We start from the raw sequence: 22,179 nt of genomic DNA on the forward strand, positions 1-22,179 counted from the left end.
TTAGATTTCCAGCACTTTGGGCTGCTGGGCGGTGTGTGGATGCTCAGCACCACCGTACACCTTGAGTTTCTTGATCATCGCGTAGCCAAGGGGGCCCTTGGGCAGCATGCCCTTGACAGCCTTTTCCAGCGCGCGGCCGGGGTGCTTGGCTTGCATGTCGCGGAAGTTCGTGGCCGTGATACCGCCGGGGTAACCCGAGTGACGGTAGTACACCTTGTCCAGGGACTTGGTGCCGGTGACCTTGAGTTGGGCTGCGTTGATAACGACGATGAAGTCACCGGTATCGACGTGAGGCGTGTAAATGGCCTTGTGTTTGCCGCGCAAACGGAGAGCAACTTCGCTGGCTACTCGTCCGAGGACCTTGTTGGTCGCGTCAATCACAAACCACTCGTGCACGACCTCAGCGGGCTTTGCGCTGAAAGTAGTTGTCATGAGTTTTCTCTTGAAAGAGGGGTTTGGCGGGTCCTTTTCCACGGTCGGTGCTTCTCTGAAGGAAGCCTCTTAGGTGGCAAACAGTCTTCGCCGCGGGACCGCAAAAGCGCTGCGAAGCCTTCCATTATACGAAAGAGCCCGGTCGCCGCGCAAGTGGGCGGCAGTCCAAGCCCCAAAGCGGTCAGTTGGGCGTCTGGCGGCGGCGCTGCTCTTCGGCTTCGTACCGGCGGCGGTTCTCCACGCAAATGGCTTGGTTGGCCTGGGACGGTTTCTGGCACTCCTGGTGGATACACATGGGGCGGGCCAGGAAATTGGCGTCAGCGCACACCTCCTGCGGCGAAGGCAGGCGGGGTGGCGGCGCAGGACGGGGCTTGGGTTCGGCCACCACGGGGGGCGGCGCAGGCACCGGCTCTTCGTGCACCACGATGGGGGTGGGGGCCGGCTCGGCAGTCACACGCTTGGTGACACGGGCGGAGGACTTGGGCGCCGAGGCGACCACAAAGGCGGGAACAGCGGCTGCGGCAGAAGCCGTGTCGGCCGGCGTGCCAGCGCCTTCCGAGGCCGCGGCCGCTGCGTCTGCGCCAGCGGTCCCAGGAGCGCTGACGTCCACCAGCGCGGCCGCTGACGCAGCCCCTGCCGCTGGCGGCTCGGCCATCTCGGTGATGATGTCATCGCGCGGCGGTTTGCTGCTTTGGCTCCAGCGCCAAGCGCCTCCAGCAACCACGGCCACCAGTGCCGCCACCACAATGCCGGCCACCAGGGGCGAGCGCCGTGACGAGGGAGCGGGCTTGCCGTGACCACGCACCAGATCCCGCTCCAGGGGTGCGGACCGCCGCTCCACCGCGCGCGACCCGCTGGCGCCTGGCGAGCGGTGGTGCGGCAGGTCCTCAAAGCGGGAATCGTCCTCAGCGACCACGGTGTCGCCAGCGTCGATGAACACCGTGTCGCCCGCATCGGCCGCCACCGTGTCAGGACCGGCCAGCATGACCGTGTCCGCGCCAAAGTCATCGCCGGGGCGGCCCGCCTGCACCGGGGACGGTGCCGCTGCGGCCGCTTCCGCGCGCTGGGCCTGCGCCTGGATCTCGGCCACGATGCCCGGGGCAGAGATCACATCCACGGTGGGCGTGGGCAGCCCCGGGCCAGGCTGGTCGGCGGGCTCCACCCAGATGTCGCCCAATTCCGCCCGAAAGTCGAAGTGCTGCACATCGTCCGGCGCCGAGGTCATCTCCATGGTCTGGAGAAAGGCATCGATGCTCTGCGGCCGGTCCTCGGGCCGCAGGGCCAGGGACTGCGATATCGCAGCAACAAACGGCGCCGAATACTCCACACCAAACTGCCGCTTGACGGTTTTGGCAATGCGGGAGAACGAAACCATGCGGTCGCGGATGGAGCGCAGCGTGGCAGGCAGGGGCGTGTCGTTGGCCAGACAGCCGTGCATGACCGCTGCCAGGGAGTACAGATCGCTCCAAGGCCCTTGGCGCAGCTCCTCGTCGCCGTCGGAATACTGCTCGATGGGCGCGTAATTCACCTTGAGCACGGCCGTGTGTTTGCGGTCCTGGTCATTGATGGCATGCCGGGCGGCACCCAGGTCCAGCAGCACCGGCGGGCCGTTGTCCTGCAGGAAGATGTTGTCTGGCGAGATGTCGCGGTGCAGCGTGTTGCCGTCGTGCAGCACACGCAGCGCATCCAGCACCGACCACAGCAGCTTGCGCAGCCAGGCCTCGGGCGGGGGCGTGCGCATCTGGGCGCGGGCCTGCTTGAACGTCATGCCCGAATACAGCGGCATGACCATGTAGGCCGTATTGTTGGCCTCCCAGAAGCGGAACACCTTGACCAGCGAGGGGTGGTCGAACTGCGCCAGCAGCCGCGCCTCATTCACAAATGAGAGCAAACCGGCCTTAAAGGTCTGCTGGTCAGAAGACGATCGCACCCACAGCGACTGCCCCTCAGCGCGACCAACCAGCGCCGAGGGCATGTACTCCTTGATGGCCACCGCCCGGTGCAGGGAATGGTCAAACGCCTTGTAGACCATGCCAAAACCGCCCACCCCCAGCAAACCCAGGATCTCGAACTCCGCTAGGCGTGTGCCAGGGGGCAGCGCATCGATATGGCTGACACCGCTGGCGGGGGCTGTGCTGGAGCTTTCGGTCATGGTCAGAAGACGGGGCGGGCTGGCAATTTCACAGGCAAATCAATGGGACAACAAGCGCAACGGCGGAAAGCGGACCCCACCGCAGGCGCGATCATGAGGCATGGCCGCACCGGATTTGGCAACAAATGGCTAACAAAGGACGGCCTGTCTGCCAAAAACATCACGTCCCCAGCCACCACAAGGCCCCCGATTGTGCCGCGCCCGGACAAGGGCGCTGCCCGGCGCACAACACACTCGTTACCATTGGGTCATGTTCAGTTATCGCCACGCCTTCCACGCAGGCAACCATGCCGATGTGCTCAAGCACACCGTTTTGATTGCTGCCTTGCAACACCTTACCGAGAAAGACGCGGCGCTGACCGTGCTGGACACCCATGCAGGCGCAGGCCTGTACCGGCTGGACGGGGACTATGCCAGCACCAGCGGCGAAGCCGCCGACGGCGTGGCCCGGCTTTTTGCACCAACCACGCCTGCCCTCACCCCAGCCCTGCAGGCCTACGTGGACATGGTGGGCGACTTCAACCAGGGCAAGGCGCTGCGCGTGTACCCCGGCTCACCCTTCATCACCCAGCGCCTGCTGCGTAGCCACGACAAGCTCAAGCTGTTTGAGCTGCACCCCACCGACCTGCGCGCGCTGGCCGGCAACGTGGCCCAGCTGGAGGCAGGCCGCCAGGTGGCGGTGCTGCACGAAGACGGCTTTGAGGGCATCAAGAAGTTTTTGCCTCCACCGGCCCGTCGCGCACTGGTGCTGTGCGATCCCAGCTATGAAATCAAGAGCGACTACGCCAAGGTGCTCGACATGGCGGCCGATTCGCTCAAGCGTTTTGCCACGGGCACCTATGCGTTCTGGTACCCCATCATCCCGCGCCCCGAAGCCCACGACCTGCCCCGCCGCCTGAAGACACTGGCCACCAAGGCGGGCAAGAGCTGGCTGCACGCCACGCTCACCGTCAAGTCGAGCAAGATCACGGAAACCGTCACGGGCGATACCAAACGCCCCGGCCTGCCGGCCAGCGGCATGTTCCTGATCAACCCGCCCTACACCCTCAAGGCCGCGCTTAAAGACGCCCTGCCCCAGATGGCCGAGCTGCTAGCACAGGACAAACACGCCACCCACACGCTGGAATCGGGCGGCTGACCGCCCCTTCCGGTACTCTGCCTGGCGTCAAGGTGCCGCCGGACAATCCTTGTCGTCGTCCTGCAGGGCGAACAGCTCCACCGGCTTGAGCCCCAGGCCCACCATGCCCAACGCCTCGGCGGCGCCCCGGCTCAGGTCGATCACCCGGTTGCGGGTGTGGGGCCCGCGGTCGTTGATGCGCACGATCACCGTACGCCCCGTGGCCTGACTGCGCACACACACGCGGGAGCCAAAGGGAAGTGTGGGGTGTGCCGCCGTGAGCGCACGCATGTCGAACAGCTCCCCGCTGGCGGTACGTCGCCGGTGGAACTGCGCCCCGTACCACGAGGCCAACCCCACCTCGTCCGCCTCCAGGCTGAGCGGCGACCCGCCGGGAGTGCTGGGTTCCGGTTTGGCCGGAGGATCGATCAGCATCGCCTCCCCCGGTACGGACAGCAGGTTGGGGGCCAGCGCGTCCGGCTCTGCCTGCAGCCCCTGGGCGTGCGCAACCGCGAGGCCGCTGCACAGCAACCACAGACCCATCAGCTGCCGCAGCGGCACACACCGGGCCACGCGGCGACAAGAGCCAGGTGGCTGCTCGCCCCCCACCATCAGATCCCCAGCCGGCGACAGATCTCCAGCGTCGCGGCGCTTTGGTTCATGGTGTAGAAGTGCAGCGCGGGCACGCCGGCCGTGCGCAGCTGGTCGCACAGGTCGGTCACCACATCCAGGCCAAACGCCTTGATGCTGGCGGTGTCGTCCCCAAACGACTGCAGGCGCAGGCGGATCCAGCGCGGAATCTCGGCACCGCAGGCGTCCGAGAACCGCATCAGCTGCGTGGAGCTGGAAATGGGCATGATGCCCGGCACCACCGGCACATCAGCGCCCAGGCGGTGCGCGTCTTCCACAAAGCGGAAATACGCATCGCTGTTGTAGAAATACTGGGTGATGGCAGAGTCCGCCCCCGCCCGCACCTTGGTCACGTAGGCCTGCAGGTCCGCCTCGGGCGACTTGGCCTGGGGATGCACCTCGGGATAGGCCGCCACCTCGATGTGGAAGTCCCGACCCGTTTCGGCGCGGATGAAGGCCACCAGGTCGCTGGCGTACTGGAACTCGCCGCCCGCGCCGTAGCCGCTGGGCAGGTCGCCGCGCAGTGCCACCAGGCGCTTGACGCCCATGGCCTTGAGCGTGGCCAGCTGCTCGCGCACCGACTGGCGCGTGGCCCCGATGCACGAAAAGTGCGACGCAGCGCCCACGCCTTCGGACAGGATCTCGCGCACCGTGCCGAACGTGCCTTCTTGCGTGGAGCCCCCTGCGCCGTAGGTCACCGAACAGAAGTCTGGATGCAGTGCATACAGCTGCTGGCGCGCCACGCGCAGCTTGTCGGCGCCTTCAGGCGTCTTGGGCGGGAAAAACTCGAAACTCACCGGAAACCCGGTGCCTTGCGCGTGGGCTGCATTCATGCGGCTCTCCTTGCGTGTACAAAAAACTCTCGATTGCCATCACCGCCCTGGATCGGGCTGTCGATCCACGCCCGCACTTCCAGGCCCAGCGCTACGCAGCAGTCGCGGATGCGCTGTTCCACCACCGCATACAGGGACTCGTCGCGCACGATGCCGCCCTTGCCCACCTGCCCCGGCTGCAATTCAAACTGGGGCTTGACCAGCATGACCAGGTCACCCTGCGGCGCGAGCAACGGCACCAGCGCAGGCAGCACCAGGGTGAGCGAGATGAATGACAGGTCACCCGTCACCAGGTCAAACACGGGCGTGACCTGCACATCCTCTCGCCCCGCTCGGCGCTGGCGCACCACCGGCAAAGTACCCTCGGCCCGCGCGCGGGCCTTGGCGGCGCGCTCGGCTTTGAAGGCTTCTACGTCTTGCTCTTTGGCATCGTCGCTGTCGTCGTATTCTTCATCGACCAGACCGCCGTTGCGCATCCAGCTGTAAGGAGCGACCGGCTGGGTGTCGTTGTCTTCATGGTCTTGCACCAGCTCTTCGGACAAGGCCGCTTCACAGCCTTCGAGCAACGACTGGGCCGTCATGGCGCGGGCATTGATCCCTTCCACGCCCACCACGCGCACATCGTCACGCAGGCGCTCATGCAACTGGCCATGCCCCACATCCACACCCACCACCTGGGCCGCGCCATGTTGCAACAGGCAGTCCGTGAAGCCACCGGTGCTCTGCCCCACATCCAGGCAGCGCAGGCCCTTCACGTCCAGGCCCGTGGCCTGCAAGGCGCCTTCGAGCTTGAGCCCGCCACGCGAGATGTATTTGGCCTCGGCATCGTCCAGCAGCCTTACCTCGGCCACGGACGGGATGTCATCCCCGTTCTTGGCCACCTTGTTCCAGGGCGACAAGGGCGTCAAGCGCCACTCCACCCCCGAAGCGATCAGGCGCTGCGCCTGCGAGCGCGTGGCGGCATGGCCACGCTCCACCAAAAACACATCTGCGCGCATCGCGCCCATCCTTTTTGAGTCAAATCGGCTGGTAGCGCTAGTGAATCAAGCGCCAGCAGCTATCAATTTATGAGCAATCAGGCATTGCTCAGCATCACGGCGCCACACCACCGTGCGCGCCCCCCGTCACCAGGGCGCGCAGCACCGGGATCAGTAGCGGTAGGTGTCAGGCTTGTAGGGGCCTTGCTTGGGCACGCCGATGTAGGCGGCCTGCTCATCGGTCAGCTCGGTCAGCATGGCGCCCACCTTCTTGAGGTGCAGGCGCGCCACCTTTTCGTCCAGGTGCTTGGGCAGCACGTAGACCTTGCCGTTTTCGTAGTAGTCGCTGTGGGTGAACAACTCGATCTGGGCGATGGTCTGGTTGGCAAAGCTGGACGACATCACAAAGCTGGGGTGGCCCGTGCCGCAGCCCAGGTTCACCAGACGGCCCTTGGCCAGCAGGATGATGCGCTTGCCGTCCGGGAAGATCACATGGTCCACCTGGGGCTTGATCTCTTCCCACTGGTACTGCTCGAGCGTGGCGACCTGGATTTCGTTGTCGAAGTGGCCGATGTTGCAGACGATGGCCTGATCCTTCATGGCCAGCATGTGCTCGTGGCGGATCACGTCCTTGTTACCGGTGGTGGTCACAAAGATGTCGGCCTTGTCGGCCGCGTATTCCATGGTCACGACCTTGTAGCCTTCCATAGCGGCCTGCAGGGCGTTGATGGGGTCAATCTCGGTCACCCACACCTGGGCGCTGAGGGCGCGCAGGGCCTGGGCGCTGCCCTTGCCCACGTCGCCGTAGCCAGCGACCACAGCCACCTTGCCAGCGATCATCACGTCGGTGGCGCGCTTGATGCCGTCCACCAGCGATTCGCGGCAACCGTACAGGTTGTCGAACTTGGACTTGGTCACCGAGTCGTTCACATTGATCGCGCGGAACATCAGCGAGCCCTTGGCCGACATTTCCTTCAGGCGGTGCACGCCGGTGGTGGTTTCTTCGGTCACGCCGATGATCTGGGCGCTCTTGCGGCTGTACCAGGTCGGGTCTTGCGCCAGCTTGGCCTTGATGGAAGCGAACAGGCAGGTTTCTTCTTCGCTGGTGGGGTTGGCAATCAGCGAGGCGTCCTTTTCGGCGCGCTTGCCCAGGTGCATCAGCAGCGTGGCATCGCCGCCGTCGTCCAGGATCAGGTTGGGGCCTTCGCCTTCGGTGCCGGCCGCGCCGAAGTCAAAGATGCGGTGGGTGTAGTCCCAGTATTCGGCCAGGGTTTCGCCCTTGATGGCGAACACAGGCGTGCCAGCGGCAGCAATCGCGGCGGCGGCGTGGTCTTGCGTGGAGAAGATGTTGCACGAGGCCCAGCGCACTTGCGCTCCCAGCGCCTGCAGGGTCTCGATCAGCACCGCCGTCTGGATGGTCATGTGGAGCGAGCCGGTAATGCGTGCGCCCTTGAGCGGTTGCTTGGCAGCGAATTCTTCACGGATGGCCATCAGGCCGGGCATTTCGGTTTCGGCGATGCGGATCTCTTTGCGGCCCCATTCGGCCAGGCCGATGTCGGCAATGATGCAGTCGGTGTTGACCGGGGCGTTGACGCGTGCGTTCATGATGGTGTGCTCCAAAGCATGTTTGAAAAGCCACTGCGCGAAGGGGATGGTCGATACGCCTCACCGCACGCGAAGTGGATGAGCGTCGTTGCTAGATGACTCCGAGCCTCACGCCCCGCCTGTGCTGGGGACGCTGCAACGCTCCTCGGATCGGCGGATTATAAAAGCAAGTGCATTCCCGGCGCCATGCCCGCGGGGGTGAATCCATCCCGGACCTTGCACGGAACAGTAAAATCCCGCGACTGCCGCCCCTGCGACCCCTGCAGGTCCCGGCCCGAAGATTTCTTGCGCAGGGCGCTCTGCCCCGCACCCATCCCATTCAGGAACCCCTGTGTCCTACGCCCCAGAAACCCGGCGCCGCCGCACCTTTGCCATCATTTCCCACCCCGACGCCGGTAAAACGACGCTGACGGAAAAGCTGCTGCTGTTCTCGGGCGCGATCCAGATCGCGGGTGCCGTCAAGGGCCGCAAGGCCAGCCGCCATGCCACCTCCGACTGGATGGAAATCGAAAAGCAGCGCGGCATCTCGGTGGCCAGCTCGGTCATGCAGATGCTGTACCGCGAGCATGTGATCAACCTGCTCGACACGCCCGGCCACAAGGACTTCTCGGAAGACACCTACCGCGTGCTCACCGCCGTGGACTCGGCCCTGATGGTGATCGACGCCGCCAACGGTGTGGAAGCACAGACCCGCCGCCTGATCGAGGTCTGCCGCCAGCGCGACACGCCCATCATCACCTTTGTGAACAAGATGGACCGCGAGGTGCGCGACCCGCTGGACATCATGGACGAGGTCGAGCGCGAGCTGGGCATGCCCTGCTGCCCCATGACCTGGCCCGTGGGCCAGGGCAAGAGCTTTGGCGGCATCATCAACTTGCGCACCAAGACGATGACGGTGTTCGAATCCGGCAGCGAACGTCGCCCGCAGGACTTCGAATCCATCCCACTCACCGATGTGGACACCCTGCGCGCCCGCTTCGGCGCAGAGTTCGACGCCGCCATGGACAGCATGGAGCTGGCTACCGGTGCATCGCCCGCCTGGGACCATGAAGCCTTCCTGGCCGGCAAACTGACCCCCGTGTTCTTCGGCTCCGGCGTGAACAACTTCGGGGTGATGGAAGTGCTGGACGCCCTGGTGGACATGGCCCCGCCGCCCGGCCCGCGCGTGAGCACGCTGGAGGTGAACAAACAGCCCGTCGTCAAGACCATCCAGCCCGAGGACGAAGGTTTCTCCGGCGTGGTGTTCAAGGTGCAGGCCAACATGGACGCCAACCACCGCGACCGCATCGCCTTCGTACGCGTGGCCAGCGGCAAGTACACGCCGGGCATGAAGCTCAAGGTACAGCGCACCGGCAAGGAGCTGCGCCCCACCTCGGTCGTCACCTTCATGTCCCAGCGCCGCGAGGCGGTCGAGGAGGCCTACGCGGGCGACATCATTGGCTTCACCACCCACGGCGGCGTGCAGCTGGGCGACACCATCACCGACGGCGCCAACCTGCAGTTCACCGGCCTGCCCTTCTTCGCGCCCGAAATGTTCATGACCGTGGTCCTCAAGAACCCGCTGCGCACCAAACAGCTGCAGCAGGGCCTGGCCCAGCTGGGCGAGGAAGGCGCCATCCAGGTCTTCAAGCCCGACGCGGGCGGCAACATGCTGCTGGGCGCCGTGGGCCAGCTGCAGTTTGAAGTGGTGCAACACCGCCTGAAGGCGGAGTACGACGCCGACGTACGCCTGGAAGGCTGCCAGTACACGGGCGCACGATGGATCACGGCGGACAACGCGGCCGACCTGCGCGCCTTTACTGATGCCTACCCACTGCGACTGGCGCACGACGCGGCGGACACGCTGGCTTACCTGTGCACCAGCCCGTATGACGTGCGGCTGGCGCAGGAGCGGTTTCCGAAGATCCACTTCCATCCGCTGCGGGAGCATGCGGGGTTGGCGCTGCAGAAGGCCGGTTGAGCCCGCATGCAGCCTCTGGACCTCTGGCCGACAGCGGCCCGCCGCGACCTGGTGGGCGTGTTCACCGATATCGACGACACCCTGACTACCGAGGGCGCCGTCACGCCCGACGCACTGCAGGCGCTGACCGACCTGAAGACTGCGGGCCTGGTGGTCATTCCCATCACCGGGCGGCCGATTGGCTGGTGTGAAACCTTCATGGCCGGGCCGGGGGGTTCGACCTGGCCGGTGGATGCCATGGTGGCGGAGAACGGTGCTGTGGCGTTTACCCGGGGCTCTGGCGCTCAACCACCGCTGGTCAAGCGCTACCAGCAAGACGCCGCCACGCGCAGCGCCAACCAAGCACGCATGCGTGAGATCGCCGCGCTGGTGGCTTCGGAAGTGCCAGGTGTGGCCCTGAGCCGCGACAGCGCCGGGCGCGAGACGGACCTGGCCTTTGACCACGCCGAGTTCGACCGGCACCCGCCCGAGACCGTGCAACAGGTGCTGGACTTGCTACAGCGCGAAGGCATGCAGACCACGGTGAGCAGCATCCACATCCACGGCTGCTTTGGGGACTTCAACAAATGGCAGGGCGCCAACTGGATCGTGCGCGAGCTGCTGGGGCGCGATCTGGCGCAGGAGCTGGACCGCTGGGTGTTTGTGGGCGACTCAGGCAATGACCAGGCGATGTTCCAGCACTTCATCCACAGCGTGGGCGTGGCCAACATCGCGCGGTTTGTGCCGCAGCTCTCACATCTGCCACGGTATGTGACGCAGGGCGAACGGGGCGCGGGGTTTGCGGAAGTGGCTAGGGCAATTCTGGCGCACCGCTAAAGACGAGCAAACCAAGCGACAGGGCGCTGTCGCCACAGCCCCTGGCTGATCCACGCAACGAGGCCAGCCCCCGGCCGGAACAGTGCACGCAAGACCTCCAAGAAGCAGTTTTGACTGGCGGTTTCAACAACGAAGTGCACCAGTCCCCAGTGTAAGTGGGGTCACTTTGTAGCCGTGGAACACCTCATGCGGAGTCTTCCAGCCCAAGCATCTGCGGGGTCGGTGGTTGAGCCGGTACACGGCTTGGAGCACCTCTTGCTCGCTGGCCTTGCCCAGATCGCTGCCCTTGGGGAAGTAGTGGCGTAGCAGCCCATTGTGGTTCTCGTTGAGTCCTCGCTGCCAGGGGCTGTGCGGGTCAGCAAAGTACACCTTCGTCTTCAGGCGTCTGTGCACCCACCTGTGCTCGGCGAACTCCTTGCCGTTGTCCAGCGTCAGGGTGTGGCGGCGCTTGGGATGGGGCCTGAGCATTTCGATGATGGCCTGGCCCACCGGCTCGGCCTGGCGCCGCTGCACACGCTGCGCCAGTGTGTAGCGCGAGCGCCGCTCGGTCAGGGTCACCAGCCCTGCCAGCCCACCCGCACCCGAGACGATGGTGTCGCCCTCCCAATCCCCCAGGCGCGCTCGCTTGTCCACGATGGCGGGGCGCTGTGCGATACCCACGCGATCGCGCAGTTGCCCCGCACCCTGTGTGCCTTGCGCCGGCAATGGCCGCAACGCAGGCGCGGTGCAGCTTGTCCCATGCGGCGCAGCCGGTTGTAGATGCAGGTGTGGCTGATGCGCAGGCGCCTTTCCAGCCCCAGGCGGGCGGCTGCCTGCTGAGGCGACAGGTCCAGCTGCAGATACGACAGCACCAGCTCCCACTGGGCACCGTCAAAGCGCTGAGCGTTGGTCTGGCCGCTTTGGCGCGAGAGAGCCTGTTGATGGGCGTTGTGGGCTTGGTAGGCTGTGCTGGCGTCGCTGTTGCGCCGGATCTCGCGGGCAATGGTGCTGCGGTGGCGCCCCAGGCGCAGGGCTGTCTGTGTGATCGACAGCCCCACGTCGCGCAGGCATTGGATTTGGTAACGTTCGCTTTGGCTCAGATGGGTGTAGTTCATGGTGCACTTGGGTTGACTGGCAGGTCACACAAGTCATCTTCACTTACTTGTCTGGGCCTACCTTTTGGCAACGTGCACTTCGTTGTTGAAACCGCCACTGAAAACGCCCGCTTGCGCTAGTGGAATATGCCGTCACAGCTATTATTTCAATAGCAAACCGATCAAGCCTTGAGAAAGATATCGGTATCCGGCGCAAAACACGCGTGCAGCGGCAGCAGCGCCCCGCCCAGCGCGCGGGCGTCGGAGCCTATGGTGCCCAGCTCCAACCGGGGCGGCTGGTGCAGGCCTTCCCAGTTGTAGTCGGCCAGCGCGTGGCGCGCGCCCTCGCACAGGGCCTGCAGCAGTTCGGGGGCTGCGGCGCCATCAAAGACCACGGCGTCCAGATCCAAAAACGCGGTGGCCGAGACGATGCAATGCGCCAAGCCCGCCGCAGCGCGCGCAATCCAGCCCCGGCTGTGCTCCAGCCACGGGGCCTGCAGCACGCGCTTGTCGTAGGCGGCCATGGGGTCAAGGCCGTGTTCGCGAAAGCGCTGCTCCAGTTCCCACAGGGATGCCTGGCTGATGAGCTGCGCGGGCGCCTGGCCCGGCTGGGCAGGCGACAGCGGCAGCGAGGCCACGGCGCCTGCGTTGCCGTGCAAGCCCCGGTGCAGGTGCGAGTTGATGACCAGCCCGCCGCCCACAAAGGTGTCCATGAACAGGTACAGAAAGCTGGGGATATCGCGCCCGCGCCCCTGCAGCAGCTCCGCCACGCAGGCGGCGGAGGTGTCCTTGGCAAAACTCACAGGCAGCTCGGTCATCTGCTGCACCTGCTCGGCCAGGTCGATGTTGTTCCAGGCTTCGGACTGCGCTTCGGTGAGCCCCAGCATACGGTGCCAGCCACCCAGCTGGAACGGCGCGGCTACGCCCACACCCACCACGCGCGAGCGCAGAGGGCCCAGGCCGTCGAGCAACTGGTTCAGGTGTGTGCGGATGGCGGGCAGCAGCACGTCGATGTCGGGGAAGGCGTAGTCGAGCACGATGCGCTCGCGCACATGGCCGGTGAAGTCCACCAGCAGCCAGTCGGCGCTGCGGCGGCCGATCTTGATGCCGATGGCAAACGCGCCGTCAGGGTTCAGGCCAATCGGCACCGAGGGCTGGCCCACACGACCACGCACAGGCGCTTCGCGGCGCAGCAGCTGGTCTTCGTCGAGCCGGGCGGTGATGAGGCCGATGGTCTGCGCCGTGAGGCCGGTGACGCGCGCCATCTCAGCCTTGGCCAGGCTGCCGTGGGTGCGCAGGGCCTGCAGCACCACGCGCTCGTTGAACTGGCGCAGCCCCACGTGGTTGGAGCCGCGCTGGCGCAGCAGCGCGGGGCTGGCGGCGGCGTTGTCAACGGCGGAGGGAGAAGCGTCGGTGTCCAGCATGGTGTTGAAACGGTCAGGCGTTCAGAGTGTCGCCGATGACGCCCTTGCGCAGCAGGAAGTTACCCCAGGGCTGACGCTCGCCCGTCACGACGATGGCATAGGCTTTTTTGACGCGTTCGTAGAACGCAAAACGCTCCACGCCCTCGGCCTGCTCGCTGGCCACGCCCTCACGCGCCAGCACGTCCATGGTTTCGCGCTGCAGGGCTGAGCGATAAGGCACCTCGGTGCCACCCACCTGCATGTACGCCACGGGGTGCGGCACGTCCTGCGCCAGGGGGAGCACGCTGGCCACCGCTTGCACGGCGCGCGCCATGCCAATGCCGGGCAGGCGCAGCACGGGCTTGCCCGCGCCCAGACTCATGGCGGTGAAGTTGGCATCGGCCAGCACGATGGCATCGTCGTGGCCCATCTCGGCCAGCACCTTGAGCAGGTCGGGGGTCAGCAGCGGATCAATGTTCTTCAGCATGAGAGGCGTTTCAGGCAAGGCATTCAGTAGGCAAATCAGACGCGGCCATCGCTCCCGTCATCACGGCCACGGTATCGCTCATGCTGATCTTCTTGGGATTGACCACGGCCGCACGCTTGCCCAGGCGGGCGATGTGGATGCGGTCGGCAATCTCGAACACATGGGGCATGTTGTGGCTGATGAGGATGACGGGCAGGCCCTTGTCGCGCACACGGCGGATCAGCTCCAGCACCATGTTGCCCTCCTTCACACCCAGGGCTGCGGTGGGCTCGTCCATGATGACCACGTGCCGCGCAAACGCTGCGGCGCGCGCCACAGCCACGCACTGGCGCTGGCCGCCCGAGAGCGTCTCCACCGCCTGCGTCATGGAGCGGATGCCCACCTTCAGCTCGGCCATGCGGGCCACGCTTTCTTCGAGCATCTTCTTCTTGTCGAGCATGCGCAGTGCGCTGCCCAAGGGGCCCGGGCGGCGCAGCTCACGGCCCAGGAACAGGTTCTCGGCAATGGTCATGGCCGGGGCCACGGCCAGGTCCTGGTACACGGTTTCGATGCCCGCACGGCGCGCGTCGATGGGGCTTTTGAACTGGATGCGCTGGCCGTCAAGCAGGATTTCGCCTTCGTCCGGCACGGTGGCGCCGGACAGCGCCTTGATCAGGCTCGACTTGCCCGCACCGTTGTCACCGATCACAGCCAGGATCTCCCCGGCGCGCAGTTCAAAGTCAGCGCCGTCGAGCGCGGTGACTTGGCCGTAGCGCTTGACCAGGCCCTTGGCCTGCATGACCAGCGGAGCGTTTGTTGTATGGGTGGAGTTGGTCATGATCAACGCACTCCTTTGCGCGAGAGTTGGTCGGTGGCCACGGCCAGGATCACGAGGATGCCGGTGACCAGGATCTGATACACCGACGACACGCCCATGAGCGTGAGCCCGTTGCGGAAGACGCCCACAATCAGCGCACCCACCAGCGTGCCCAAGATGACGCCGCGCCCGCCAAACAGGCTGGTGCCGCCCAGCACTACGGCGCTGATGGCGTCGAGGTTTTCGGTTTGGCCCGCGTTCGGGTCGCCCGCGCCGGTGCGGGCCACCGACAGCACCGAGGCGATGCCGTAGAACAGGCCCGCCAGCACATACACACCCAGCAGCACCTTGTCGGTGGCAATGCCGGTGAGGCGCGTGGCTTCGGGGCTGTTGCCCACGGCGTAGACATGGCGGCCGGGTGCGGTCTCGCGCAGCGCAAACCAGGTGACGAGGTACAGGGCCAGCATGAGCACGGCCCCCCACACGATGGCGGTCTGCCCCAGCTGGAAGGTGTTGCCCAGCGCGGTCATGCCCGCAGGGATGTCGGTGATGGTCTGCGCGCCCGAATACAGCTGCGTGGCGGCAAACGCGATGTTGAGCGTGCCCAGCGTGACGATGAAAGGCGGCAGCTTGATCTTGGTGACGAGCAGGCCGTTAATCAGACCGAACAGCATGGTCACCGCCATGCCGCAGGCAATGGCCACCGGGGCTGAGAGACCGTAGTCCGCCGCCATCTTGGTCATGACGATGCCGCCCAGCGCCATCACCATGCCGCACGACAGATCAATGCCCGCCGTGAGGATGACCAGCGTCTGACCGATGGCAATGACCGCCACGACCATGACCTGCTGCAGGATGAGCGCGAAGTTCTGCGCCGACAGAAAACGCTCGCTCTGCGTGGCAAAGAAGGCGCACGCCAGGATCAGCGCGATGAACGGCCCCAGCGTGGCCAGCGGCGGTAGTTTGGAAGCGGTCGAGGACATGGCGGCTCCGTGCGGGTGGACAAAGGTGGCGCTCAGAAAAAGCAGTTGTCGGTTGGGAGCCGATCGCAAAACTCAGCGAAGCGGTTCTGGCTAGGCGCTGCGTCGCAGGCAGTACGGTAGTACGACAAGACGCAGCAACGACGCCAGAAGAGTTTTTCGAACGGCTCTTACTTGGCGCCCCAGCACAGGTCGGTGCCAGTTTTCACATCCTTGCTGTCCACGCCCGCCATGGGCTTGGCAGCAATCAGCGTCACGCCGGTGTCGGTGTAGCCGCTGACTTTCTTGCCGGTCTTGGCGTATTCCACGCCAGCCGCCACGCCCATGGCCGCCATGCGCAGCGGGTACTGCTGGCTGGTGGCGGCGATCACGCCCTTGCCCACGTCGGCAATGCCTGCGCAGCCGCCGTCCACCGAGACGATGAGCACGTTCTTCTCCTTGCCTGCGGCCTTGAGCGCGTTGTAGGCACCGGCGGCGGCGGGCTCGTTGATGGTGTAGACGATGTTGATGTCGGGGTTCTTCTGCAGGCAGTTTTCCATGCCGGTCTGGCCCTTGGCGCGGTCGCCAAAGCTGTCGGCCATGCACACCACTTCGGCGGGGCGCGACAGTTCGTTGCTCTTGGCATCGTTAGCCTGCAGGCCAAAGCCCTTCAAGAAGCCGTTGTGCCGCTGTGCGCCCACGGGGTGACCGGGGAACAGGTCCAGCGTGGCGATCACGGGCTTCTTGCCCGCCGCGGCGGCCTTGGCGTATTGGCCGATCAGCTCGCCCGCCTTGTAGTTGTCTGTGGCAAACAGCGCGTCCGTCGCATCCATGGGCTCGGTGGGGCTGTCCAGCGCAATCACCATCACGCCGCGTGCCTGCGCCTTCTTGATGGCGGGCACGATGGCCTTGGCGTCGCTGGGGGTGATGAGGATGGTCTTGGCGCCTGCAGCGATCAGGTTCTCCATGGCCGTGACTTGGCCCGCGTTGTCGCCATCGGTCTTGCCCGCGGCCGACACCAGCTTGGCGCCCAGCTTCTTGGCCTCGGCCGTGGCGCCCTCTTTCATCTTCACGAAGAAGGGGTTGGTCTCGGTCTTGGTGATGAGGCCGATGACGGGCTCGGACGCCTGTGCCTGGGCCAGGCCACAGGCCAGGGCGCCGGTGAGGGCAAGGGCAGAAAGCGCGAAGGCGGGGGTGCGTTGCATGGCGTTGTCTCCGGGTTTTGGGATGGCAGATTCCTGTCGGCCCCGTGCTGCGCGGCTGGCAGGTGAACCACTCTTGTCGGGTGGATGGGATCGAACTATAGTGGCCGGCAAGTTAATAAATCAAGTGGATTTACTTATGGTTTTCCCTATCCAATCCGCCGACTCCAGCCCCGCCCCCACCGCACCGCCGCTGCGCGTGGCCACGGCGGGCGAGGCCTTGTTTGACCTGATCGAAGAGCCCGATGGCCGCCTCAAGCCCTGCGCGGGCGGGGCGGTCTACAACCTCACGAGGGCTTTGGGCCTGCAGGGCGTGGGCACGCTGTACCTCAACCCGCTGTCGGGCGACATGCTGGGGCGGCAACTGGCGCGCGGGCTGCACGATGCGGGCGTGGCACTGGCAGCCCCTGCGCCGGTGCGTGCGCCCAGTGCGCTCGCCCTGGCCGCGCTGGATGCCGAGGGCAAGGCCAGTTACAGCTTCTACCGCGACGGCGTGGCCGACCGGCAGGTGACGGCGGCGGCGCTGATTGCCGCTTGCGCTGCCTTGCCCGACTTGCAGGTGGTGGCCACGGGCTGCCTGGCGCTGGTGGCGCAGGACGCTGCCATCTACCAACCCTGGCTGGCAGCGCAGCACGTAGCAGGCCGCATGGTGGTGGTGGATGCAAACCTGCGCCTGTCGGCCGTGGACGATGCCGATGCCTACCGCGCCAATGTGATGGCCGCCCTGCAGCACGCCCACCTCATCAAGGTGAGCGACGATGACCTGGAGGCGCTGGCTGTTCCGGGCGCCAACGCATTGGAGCGCGCCCACTATTTACAGCAGCAAACACAGGCCCAATGGCTCGCGCTCACGCTGGGGCCGGGCGGCGCCTGGCTTCTGCAGCGTGATGGGCTGAGCGTGCATGCGCGCGAAGAAGCGCCGATCACGGTGGTGGACACCGTGGGTGCAGGCGACTGTTTTCTGGCGGGTTTGATCACCGCCTGGCTGGCAGGGCCTGAGCGTGGCGAAGAAGCGCTGACCTTGCGCCCGGGTGGCTTGACGGCGCCCGTTTCGGAGGCCCGGCTGCGCGCCGTGCTGCACCATGCGCTGGCCAGCGCCAGCCACTGTGTGGAGCGGGCGGGCTGCACACCGCCCCGCTATGAAGAAGTGCAAGAGCGGCTGGCGCTGCGGCGCTCAGCGACCGCAGCGGGTCGGTAGCCTTTACTCGGCCGACTTGGTCGCAGGTTTACGGGCCCTGCTGCGGGGACGGGCAGCCGGGGCCTTGGCGGGCGTGCCGCCTTCTGCCTCAGCGGCAGGTGCCTCGGGCGCCGCGGCGGGGGACTCGGCATTGGCCGCATCGCCCGCATCCACCCCAGCACGCGCACTGCGCGAACGAGGCGCTGCTGCCTTGCGGGGGCTGGCGACCGACTTTGTTCCATCGCCACTGCGCGCCCGGCTGCGACGGGGGGTTGCCACTTCGGAGACGTCGGCTTCGATGGACGCGCTGAACTCTGGGGTGTCTGCACTACCCCCTTCTGCCTCAGGAGCCGGCGCTTGTTGCGGGGTGGTGTCGATCACCGGCTCTGGCGCCGCCACCTCGGGGAGTACAGACTGGCTGAAATAGCGGCTGGCCGGACGCTCAGCGGGAGCATCGGCCTGCTCAGATTCAGCGTGTTCGTTGCGCTGCGTGGGCCGCATGTCGGCGCGATCTGCGCGCTCCGCACCCTCACCACGACGCCCCCGGCTGCGGCCCTGCGCGCCCTGCCCTTCGCCGCTGTCAGAACGCAGATCGGGAGCCGTCGCCACCGCATGAAAGTCATGCCGTGTGGTTCCGCCCTGGCTGGTGCGCTCACTGGGGCGCTCACCGGCTCCATCAGCCCGTGCGGGCGCGGCTGAGGCGCTCGGCCCGCCATGGCTGCGGAACACATACGCACCCGATTTTTCATCGCGCCCAAACTCCAGCAGCCCACGCGCCTGCGCTTCCTCCAGCAGATTGCCAAAGGTGCGGAAGCCATACCGGCCTTCGCTGAAATCGGGCTTGCGGCGCTTGATGGCCTCCTTGAGCACGGAGGCCCAGATCTTTCCGGTGTCGCCGCGCTCGGACAGCAGGGCTTCAAACGTTTCGGCCGCCAGCTCCACGCCCTGGGTGCGGCGCGCGTCCTGGCTTTCCTTGCGGCTGCGCTCCTCCTCAGGGCTGCGGCGGGGTGCTGGTGGCGGATTGCTGCCAGGGCTCTGGCGGCGGGCCTGGGCGCGCTGGTTTTCGCGCACCAGGTCGTCGTAGAAGATGAATTCGTCGCAGTTGGCAATCAGCAGGTCCGACGTGGACTGCTTCACGCCCACACCGATCACCTGCTTGTTGTTCTCGCGCAGCTTGGACACCAGCGGCGAAAAGTCCGAGTCGCCGCTGATGATGACGAAGGTGTTGACGTGCGACTTGGTGTAGCAGAGGTCCAGCGCGTCCACCACCAGGCGGATGTCGGCCGAATTCTTGCCCGACTGGCGCACGTGCGGGATTTCGATCAGCTCGAAGTTCGCCTCGTGCATCGTGGCCTTGAAGCCCTTGTAGCGCTCCCAGTCGCAGTAGGCCTTCTTGACCACGATGGAGCCCTTGAGCAGCAGGCGCTCCAGGATGGGCTTGATGTCGAACTTTTCGTACTGCGCATCGCGCACGCCCAGGGCGACGTTTTCAAAGTCGCAGAACAGGGCCATGCTGATGCTGTCGGAGGGGGATGCCATATCGTGTGTGAGTTCCGTTCAATGCTGCGGATCATCACACGGAACGCATTGCCCCCTCCGAAGGGAGTGGCCTCAGGTGGGTTTGGCCAAGCCCAATTTCTCTACCAGCGCCTTCTCGCGCGTGAAGGTGTCCTGCGCAAACTTCTTGTACGCCGACGTGCTCATGTACATCGGCACCATGTCGTAGCGGGCGAGGGCCGTCTTGTAGCTGTCCTGCTCCATGGCCTGTTTGAAAGCATCGTGCAGGCGCTTCACCACCGCATCGGGCGTGCCTTTGGGGGCGCCAATGCCAAACGGCGAGTTCTGCACCAGGTTCAGGCCCAGCTCCTTGAGCGTGGGCGCATCGGGGAACTTGGCCAGGCGCTCCGCGCCCCAGGTGTTGAGCACGCGCAGCTTGCCGGCCTCGACCTGCGGCGCAAAGCCGGTGGAGTCGGCTGCTGCCATGATTTGCCCGCCGAGGATGGACTGCATAAGGTCGGCGCTGCCCTTGTAGGGCACGTGCAGCAGTTCGATGCCCAGCTGCTGCGCGATGAGTTCCATGGTCAGGTGCGGGCTGGTCATGGTGCCGGTGGAGCCGTAGCTCAGCTTGCCCGGGTTGGCCTTGGCCCAGGCCACAAAGTGGGTCCAGGTCTTGAGCGGCGAGTCGGCAGGCACCACCAGGCCAAACGCGTAGCCGGTGACGTTGAGCACATAGCTGATGTCCTTGACCGGGTCCCAGTTGATCTTGGTGGTGTAGGGCAGGCGGAACACGCCCAGCGGAATCTGAGCCACCGTGTAGCCGTCGGCTGGAGAAGTTTGCAGCTGCTGTGCGGGCAATGTGCCGCCGGCACCAGGCTTGTTCTCCACGATCACGGGCTGGCCCAGGATCTTGCTGGCGTTGTCGGCCAGCGACCGCATGGTGATGTCGGTGGGGCCACCGGCCGGGAAGGCGATGATCAGCTTGATGGGCTTGTTGGGAAAGCTCTGGGCCTGTGCCAGGAATGCGGGGGCGGCCAGGCTGGCGGCTCCCCATTGGATGATCTGGCGACGTTGCATGGCGGGCTCCTGAAAAGCAAAAACAAGGACGTCGCTATTGGACTTCAGGCCGCGCCGCGAGGGTATGCGGAAACCCCCTAGCCCATGTCGCCAAGGCGCCAGCGCGCAGCCCTTGCGCTGGTACACCGCTGGGGCTGCATCACGCCTTGTAGGTGGACAGCAGGATGCTGGTCTCGGTGTTGGCAATGCCGGGCGTGAGGCGGATGCGGCCCAGGGCTGCATCAAACGCCTCTAGGCTCTCGGCGCGCACCTCGGCCACGATGTCCCAGCGGCCGTTGGTGGTGTGCAGTGTGCCCACGGTGGGCTCGCCACGCAGCGCGCGGATCACGGCGGGGGCGGCGTTGCCCTCCACCGCAATGCTCATCCAGGCGCGGATGCGCTGGGGCTCGGAGTCGGGACGCAGGCGCACGGTATAGCCGGTGATGACGCCGCTCTCCTCCATCTTGTGCAGGCGGTTTTGCACCGTACCGCGCGACACGCGCAGCTTTTGCGCCAGCGTGGCGACCGGGGTGCGGGCGTCGGCACGCAGGATGCTGATGATTTCGCGGTCGGTGTCGTCAAGCTTGGTCATGGTGTGCGGGGCAACTGGCAGATCGGCAATTTTCTGCGCATTCTGATGGCTTGGGTGCTAGGTCCCCCATGCCCGTGAAGCACGCCGTCGTGCCCTGCCAAGCTTTGCACCCAGCGGCGTGCGACCGGTTTGTGCCAGCGCGTCACAGGCCCATTTGACATAAAAATGCCTGGTAGCACTAGTAAATATTGCCCTAACAGCTATCAAATTAGGAGTACATCCTGTCATGGCCCCGGCGGCAGCACCTGCGCGTCCAGCCGCGCATCGCAGCCAATGCCCGACGCAATCCAGCGCCGGGCCAGCGCCGACATTGCACGCACCGCCCACGGGTGCGCCATGCCCGTCACCGCCGCCGGGTCGGCCACCATGCCGCACCAGTAGCGCTGGTCGGCATCGCTCCAGCGAAGGGCCGAACAGGCGCCCCGGCGACGGCGCGACACCAACACGCCCAGAGGGCAGGGCTCGGCCAGGCAGCACAGACCGCAGCCGTTGCAGGGCGCGCCTTCGGCCGGCTTGGGCGGTGCTTCAGGGTGCAGCCACACCACGGTGGGTGAGCCAGGGGGTTGTGTGGACATCAGTTGCGAATGGCGTAGAGCGCAACGGCAACACCGCACACGCTTTGGCCCATTGTGCCGCCAGCTTCAATGTCCCGGCCCCGCGATGACGCCCGCCCAGCGCGGCTGGCCCCTCACCCCATGCCCCAAAAAAAGCCCCTGCTGCGAGGGCAGCAGGGGCTGAACCGGCCGAAGGACCGGGGAGGGAGACAAGCAATGAGATCGAATGAGATCGGTAGAACGCGCGGTGCGCGCGGGGCTTAGCAGCCCGCAGGGCGGTTGGGGCGCATCGGCACGATGCCGCTCACGCGCAGCGTGGCGCCCGATCCGTCGGAGGCCGTCAGCGTCTTGCCGGTGAAGCGCACCTGGTCGCTCTCGCGCACCACAGCGGTGTCGGCGGGTTCGCCGCTGCCGTATTCCTTGCCGTCAAAGGTCAGGAACACCTGGTGCAGACTGGTGGCATCCGGGCGGTAACGAATGTCGCCGAACGCGGTGGCGGACGAGCCCACCTTGTTGGCACCGTCAAAGCGGAAGGTGCACAGCTCGGGCACCGAGCCGATGGGGTTCTTCTTGTCCACATCGGTGAGGTTGAGTGCGCCGTTGCCGTAGACGCCATTCAGGCCGTCAACGGTGGCGTTGCTCACCGTGAGCACGCCGGGTTCGTTGCTGGGGGATGGGTCGTCGTCGTTGCCGCCACCGCAGGCCACCAGCAGCACAGAGGTGGCCGCAAGGGCGGTACAGGTCTTGAGGAAATGGAGCGTTTTCATGGCGGTGTGTCCTGGGATGTGGATGGAAGGTGGGGAACCGATCCCCTGCAGCCCATCGTAGGAAAACCACCCCAGGCGCCACGTGCGCCATGTT

The 22,179-nt window shown here is 65.8% G+C and carries 22 protein-coding genes and 1 riboswitch; of the genes, 4 read left to right on the forward strand and 18 right to left on the reverse strand.

Annotated elements, in window-relative coordinates:
- Both rplM and C380_RS20290 read right to left on the reverse strand, forming a co-directional pair.
- Positions 1-432 (reverse strand): 50S ribosomal protein L13, encoded by a 432-nt coding sequence (gene rplM / locus C380_RS20285; RefSeq protein WP_015015720.1) that lies wholly within the window; start codon positions 430-432, stop codon positions 1-3.
- Between the two features lie 181 nt (positions 433-613).
- Positions 614-2,584, reverse strand: a complete 1,971-nt coding sequence (locus tag C380_RS20290; protein ID WP_015015721.1) for a serine/threonine-protein kinase — start codon at positions 2,582-2,584, stop codon at positions 614-616.
- A 250-nt stretch (positions 2,585-2,834) separates the two neighbouring features.
- On the opposite strand from C380_RS20290, the gene C380_RS20295 reads away from it, so the two are divergent.
- Positions 2,835-3,722, forward strand: a complete 888-nt coding sequence (locus C380_RS20295; protein ID WP_015015722.1) for a 23S rRNA (adenine(2030)-N(6))-methyltransferase RlmJ — start codon at positions 2,835-2,837, stop codon at positions 3,720-3,722.
- 27 nt (positions 3,723-3,749) lie between these two features.
- Here the strand turns inward: C380_RS20295 and C380_RS20300 are convergent, their stop codons facing one another.
- From C380_RS20300 to ahcY, 4 genes are all read right to left on the reverse strand, one after another.
- Positions 3,750-4,244, reverse strand: coding sequence for a septal ring lytic transglycosylase RlpA family protein (locus C380_RS20300; protein ID WP_238544051.1), 495 nt, complete (start codon positions 4,242-4,244; stop codon positions 3,750-3,752).
- 68 nt (positions 4,245-4,312) lie between these two features.
- The gene (gene metF / locus C380_RS20305) at positions 4,313-5,164 is read right to left on the reverse strand and encodes a methylenetetrahydrofolate reductase [NAD(P)H] (RefSeq protein ID WP_015015724.1); all 852 of its coding nucleotides are present in this window, start codon (positions 5,162-5,164) and stop codon (positions 4,313-4,315) included.
- Positions 5,161-6,162 carry a TlyA family RNA methyltransferase gene (locus C380_RS20310; protein ID WP_015015725.1) on the reverse strand — a complete coding sequence of 334 codons (1,002 nt, stop codon included), beginning with the start codon at positions 6,160-6,162 and terminating at the stop codon, positions 5,161-5,163. The genes metF and C380_RS20310 overlap by 4 nt, the downstream gene beginning before the upstream one ends.
- Before the next feature lie 150 nt (positions 6,163-6,312).
- The gene (gene ahcY, locus C380_RS20315) at positions 6,313-7,746 is read right to left on the reverse strand and encodes an adenosylhomocysteinase (RefSeq protein ID WP_015015726.1); all 1,434 of its coding nucleotides are present in this window, start codon (positions 7,744-7,746) and stop codon (positions 6,313-6,315) included.
- Positions 7,747-7,819: 73 nt separating this feature from the next.
- Positions 7,820-7,899, reverse strand: a riboswitch (S-adenosyl-L-homocysteine riboswitch).
- Between the two features lie 178 nt (positions 7,900-8,077).
- Between ahcY and C380_RS20320 the strand changes: the two genes are divergently transcribed.
- Both C380_RS20320 and C380_RS20325 read left to right on the forward strand, forming a co-directional pair.
- Entirely contained in the window at positions 8,078-9,706 is a 1,629-nt protein-coding gene (locus C380_RS20320) for a peptide chain release factor 3 (protein ID WP_015015727.1), read from the forward strand.
- A gap of 6 nt (positions 9,707-9,712) precedes the next feature.
- Entirely contained in the window at positions 9,713-10,522 is an 810-nt protein-coding gene (locus C380_RS20325; protein WP_015015728.1) for an HAD-IIB family hydrolase, read from the forward strand.
- A 123-nt stretch (positions 10,523-10,645) separates the two neighbouring features.
- Here the strand turns inward: C380_RS20325 and C380_RS25925 are convergent, their stop codons facing one another.
- The 7 genes from C380_RS25925 to C380_RS20355 form a co-directional block, all read right to left on the reverse strand.
- The gene (locus C380_RS25925) at positions 10,646-11,182 is read right to left on the reverse strand and encodes an IS30 family transposase (protein ID WP_015012306.1); all 537 of its coding nucleotides are present in this window, start codon (positions 11,180-11,182) and stop codon (positions 10,646-10,648) included.
- Entirely contained in the window at positions 11,077-11,616 is a 540-nt protein-coding gene (locus tag C380_RS25930) for a helix-turn-helix domain-containing protein (RefSeq protein WP_015011973.1), read from the reverse strand. Before C380_RS25930 ends, C380_RS25925 begins: the two co-directional genes overlap by 106 nt.
- A gap of 161 nt (positions 11,617-11,777) precedes the next feature.
- Positions 11,778-13,019 (reverse strand): ROK family transcriptional regulator, encoded by a 1,242-nt coding sequence (locus C380_RS20335; protein WP_015015729.1) that lies wholly within the window; start codon positions 13,017-13,019, stop codon positions 11,778-11,780.
- A 13-nt stretch (positions 13,020-13,032) separates the two neighbouring features.
- A complete protein-coding gene (locus tag C380_RS20340; protein ID WP_015015730.1) occupies positions 13,033-13,485 on the reverse strand; it encodes an RbsD/FucU family protein in 453 nt (150 codons plus the stop codon).
- Between the two features lie 10 nt (positions 13,486-13,495).
- Complete coding sequence (locus C380_RS20345; RefSeq protein ID WP_015015731.1) at positions 13,496-14,302, reverse strand: ATP-binding cassette domain-containing protein; 807 nt, start codon at positions 14,300-14,302, stop codon at positions 13,496-13,498.
- A gap of 2 nt (positions 14,303-14,304) precedes the next feature.
- Positions 14,305-15,264, reverse strand: coding sequence for an ABC transporter permease (locus tag C380_RS20350; RefSeq protein WP_015015732.1), 960 nt, complete (start codon positions 15,262-15,264; stop codon positions 14,305-14,307).
- Positions 15,265-15,431: 167 nt separating this feature from the next.
- Positions 15,432-16,445 (reverse strand): sugar ABC transporter substrate-binding protein, encoded by a 1,014-nt coding sequence (locus C380_RS20355; protein WP_015015733.1) that lies wholly within the window; start codon positions 16,443-16,445, stop codon positions 15,432-15,434.
- A 136-nt stretch (positions 16,446-16,581) separates the two neighbouring features.
- Between C380_RS20355 and C380_RS20360 the strand changes: the two genes are divergently transcribed.
- On the forward strand, positions 16,582-17,640 hold the full coding sequence (locus C380_RS20360) for a PfkB family carbohydrate kinase (RefSeq protein ID WP_015015734.1): 1,059 nt from the start codon (positions 16,582-16,584) through the stop codon (positions 17,638-17,640).
- 3 nt (positions 17,641-17,643) lie between these two features.
- Here C380_RS20360 and C380_RS20365 read toward each other — a convergent pair whose 3' ends face one another.
- The 5 genes from C380_RS20365 to C380_RS20385 form a co-directional block, all read right to left on the reverse strand.
- Positions 17,644-19,158, reverse strand: coding sequence for an NYN domain-containing protein (locus C380_RS20365; RefSeq protein ID WP_015015735.1), 1,515 nt, complete (start codon positions 19,156-19,158; stop codon positions 17,644-17,646).
- Positions 19,159-19,230: 72 nt separating this feature from the next.
- Positions 19,231-20,193 carry a tripartite tricarboxylate transporter substrate binding protein gene (locus C380_RS20370; RefSeq protein WP_015015736.1) on the reverse strand — a complete coding sequence of 321 codons (963 nt, stop codon included), beginning with the start codon at positions 20,191-20,193 and terminating at the stop codon, positions 19,231-19,233.
- 139 nt (positions 20,194-20,332) lie between these two features.
- Positions 20,333-20,764: an Lrp/AsnC family transcriptional regulator gene (locus tag C380_RS20375; RefSeq protein WP_015015737.1), complete on the reverse strand. Its 432-nt coding sequence runs from the start codon at positions 20,762-20,764 to the stop codon at positions 20,333-20,335.
- Positions 20,765-20,988: 224 nt separating this feature from the next.
- Positions 20,989-21,339, reverse strand: a complete 351-nt coding sequence (locus tag C380_RS20380) for a hypothetical protein (RefSeq protein ID WP_015015738.1) — start codon at positions 21,337-21,339, stop codon at positions 20,989-20,991.
- A 239-nt stretch (positions 21,340-21,578) separates the two neighbouring features.
- Positions 21,579-22,085, reverse strand: a complete 507-nt coding sequence (locus C380_RS20385; protein ID WP_015015739.1) for a hypothetical protein — start codon at positions 22,083-22,085, stop codon at positions 21,579-21,581.
- Between the last annotated feature and the right edge of the window lie 94 nt (positions 22,086-22,179).

The organism is Acidovorax sp. KKS102, from assembly GCF_000302535.1.
Classification (GTDB): Bacteria; Pseudomonadota; Gammaproteobacteria; order Burkholderiales; family Burkholderiaceae_C; genus Acidovorax.

Bases quoted from the DNA above. Each gene is read 5' to 3' on its own strand.
- C380_RS20295 (WP_015015722.1), top strand. From the start codon at position 2,835: ATGTTCAGTTATCGCCACGCCTTCCACGCAGGCAACCATGCCGATGTG.
- C380_RS20340 (WP_015015730.1), bottom strand. From the start codon at position 13,485: ATGCTGAAGAACATTGATCCGCTGCTGACCCCCGACCTGCTCAAGGTG.
- C380_RS20345 (WP_015015731.1), bottom strand. From the start codon at position 14,302: ATGACCAACTCCACCCATACAACAAACGCTCCGCTGGTCATGCAGGCC.
- C380_RS20300 (WP_238544051.1), bottom strand. From the start codon at position 4,244: ATGGGTCTGTGGTTGCTGTGCAGCGGCCTCGCGGTTGCGCACGCCCAG.
- C380_RS20375 (WP_015015737.1), bottom strand. From the start codon at position 20,764: ATGACCAAGCTTGACGACACCGACCGCGAAATCATCAGCATCCTGCGT.
- C380_RS20385 (WP_015015739.1), bottom strand. From the start codon at position 22,085: ATGAAAACGCTCCATTTCCTCAAGACCTGTACCGCCCTTGCGGCCACC.
- C380_RS20365 (WP_015015735.1), bottom strand. From the start codon at position 19,158: ATGGCATCCCCCTCCGACAGCATCAGCATGGCCCTGTTCTGCGACTTT.
- C380_RS25930 (WP_015011973.1), bottom strand. From the start codon at position 11,616: ATGAACTACACCCATCTGAGCCAAAGCGAACGTTACCAAATCCAATGC.
- C380_RS20335 (WP_015015729.1), bottom strand. From the start codon at position 13,019: ATGCTGGACACCGACGCTTCTCCCTCCGCCGTTGACAACGCCGCCGCC.
- C380_RS20290 (WP_015015721.1), bottom strand. From the start codon at position 2,584: ATGACCGAAAGCTCCAGCACAGCCCCCGCCAGCGGTGTCAGCCATATC.
- C380_RS20370 (WP_015015736.1), bottom strand. From the start codon at position 20,193: ATGCAACGTCGCCAGATCATCCAATGGGGAGCCGCCAGCCTGGCCGCC.
- C380_RS20355 (WP_015015733.1), bottom strand. From the start codon at position 16,445: ATGCAACGCACCCCCGCCTTCGCGCTTTCTGCCCTTGCCCTCACCGGC.
- rplM (WP_015015720.1), bottom strand. From the start codon at position 432: ATGACAACTACTTTCAGCGCAAAGCCCGCTGAGGTCGTGCACGAGTGG.
- C380_RS20325 (WP_015015728.1), top strand. From the start codon at position 9,713: ATGCAGCCTCTGGACCTCTGGCCGACAGCGGCCCGCCGCGACCTGGTG.
- ahcY (WP_015015726.1), bottom strand. From the start codon at position 7,746: ATGAACGCACGCGTCAACGCCCCGGTCAACACCGACTGCATCATTGCC.
- C380_RS20310 (WP_015015725.1), bottom strand. From the start codon at position 6,162: ATGCGCGCAGATGTGTTTTTGGTGGAGCGTGGCCATGCCGCCACGCGC.
- C380_RS20350 (WP_015015732.1), bottom strand. From the start codon at position 15,264: ATGTCCTCGACCGCTTCCAAACTACCGCCGCTGGCCACGCTGGGGCCG.
- C380_RS20360 (WP_015015734.1), top strand. From the start codon at position 16,582: ATGGTTTTCCCTATCCAATCCGCCGACTCCAGCCCCGCCCCCACCGCA.
- C380_RS20380 (WP_015015738.1), bottom strand. From the start codon at position 21,339: ATGTCCACACAACCCCCTGGCTCACCCACCGTGGTGTGGCTGCACCCT.
- metF (WP_015015724.1), bottom strand. From the start codon at position 5,164: ATGAATGCAGCCCACGCGCAAGGCACCGGGTTTCCGGTGAGTTTCGAG.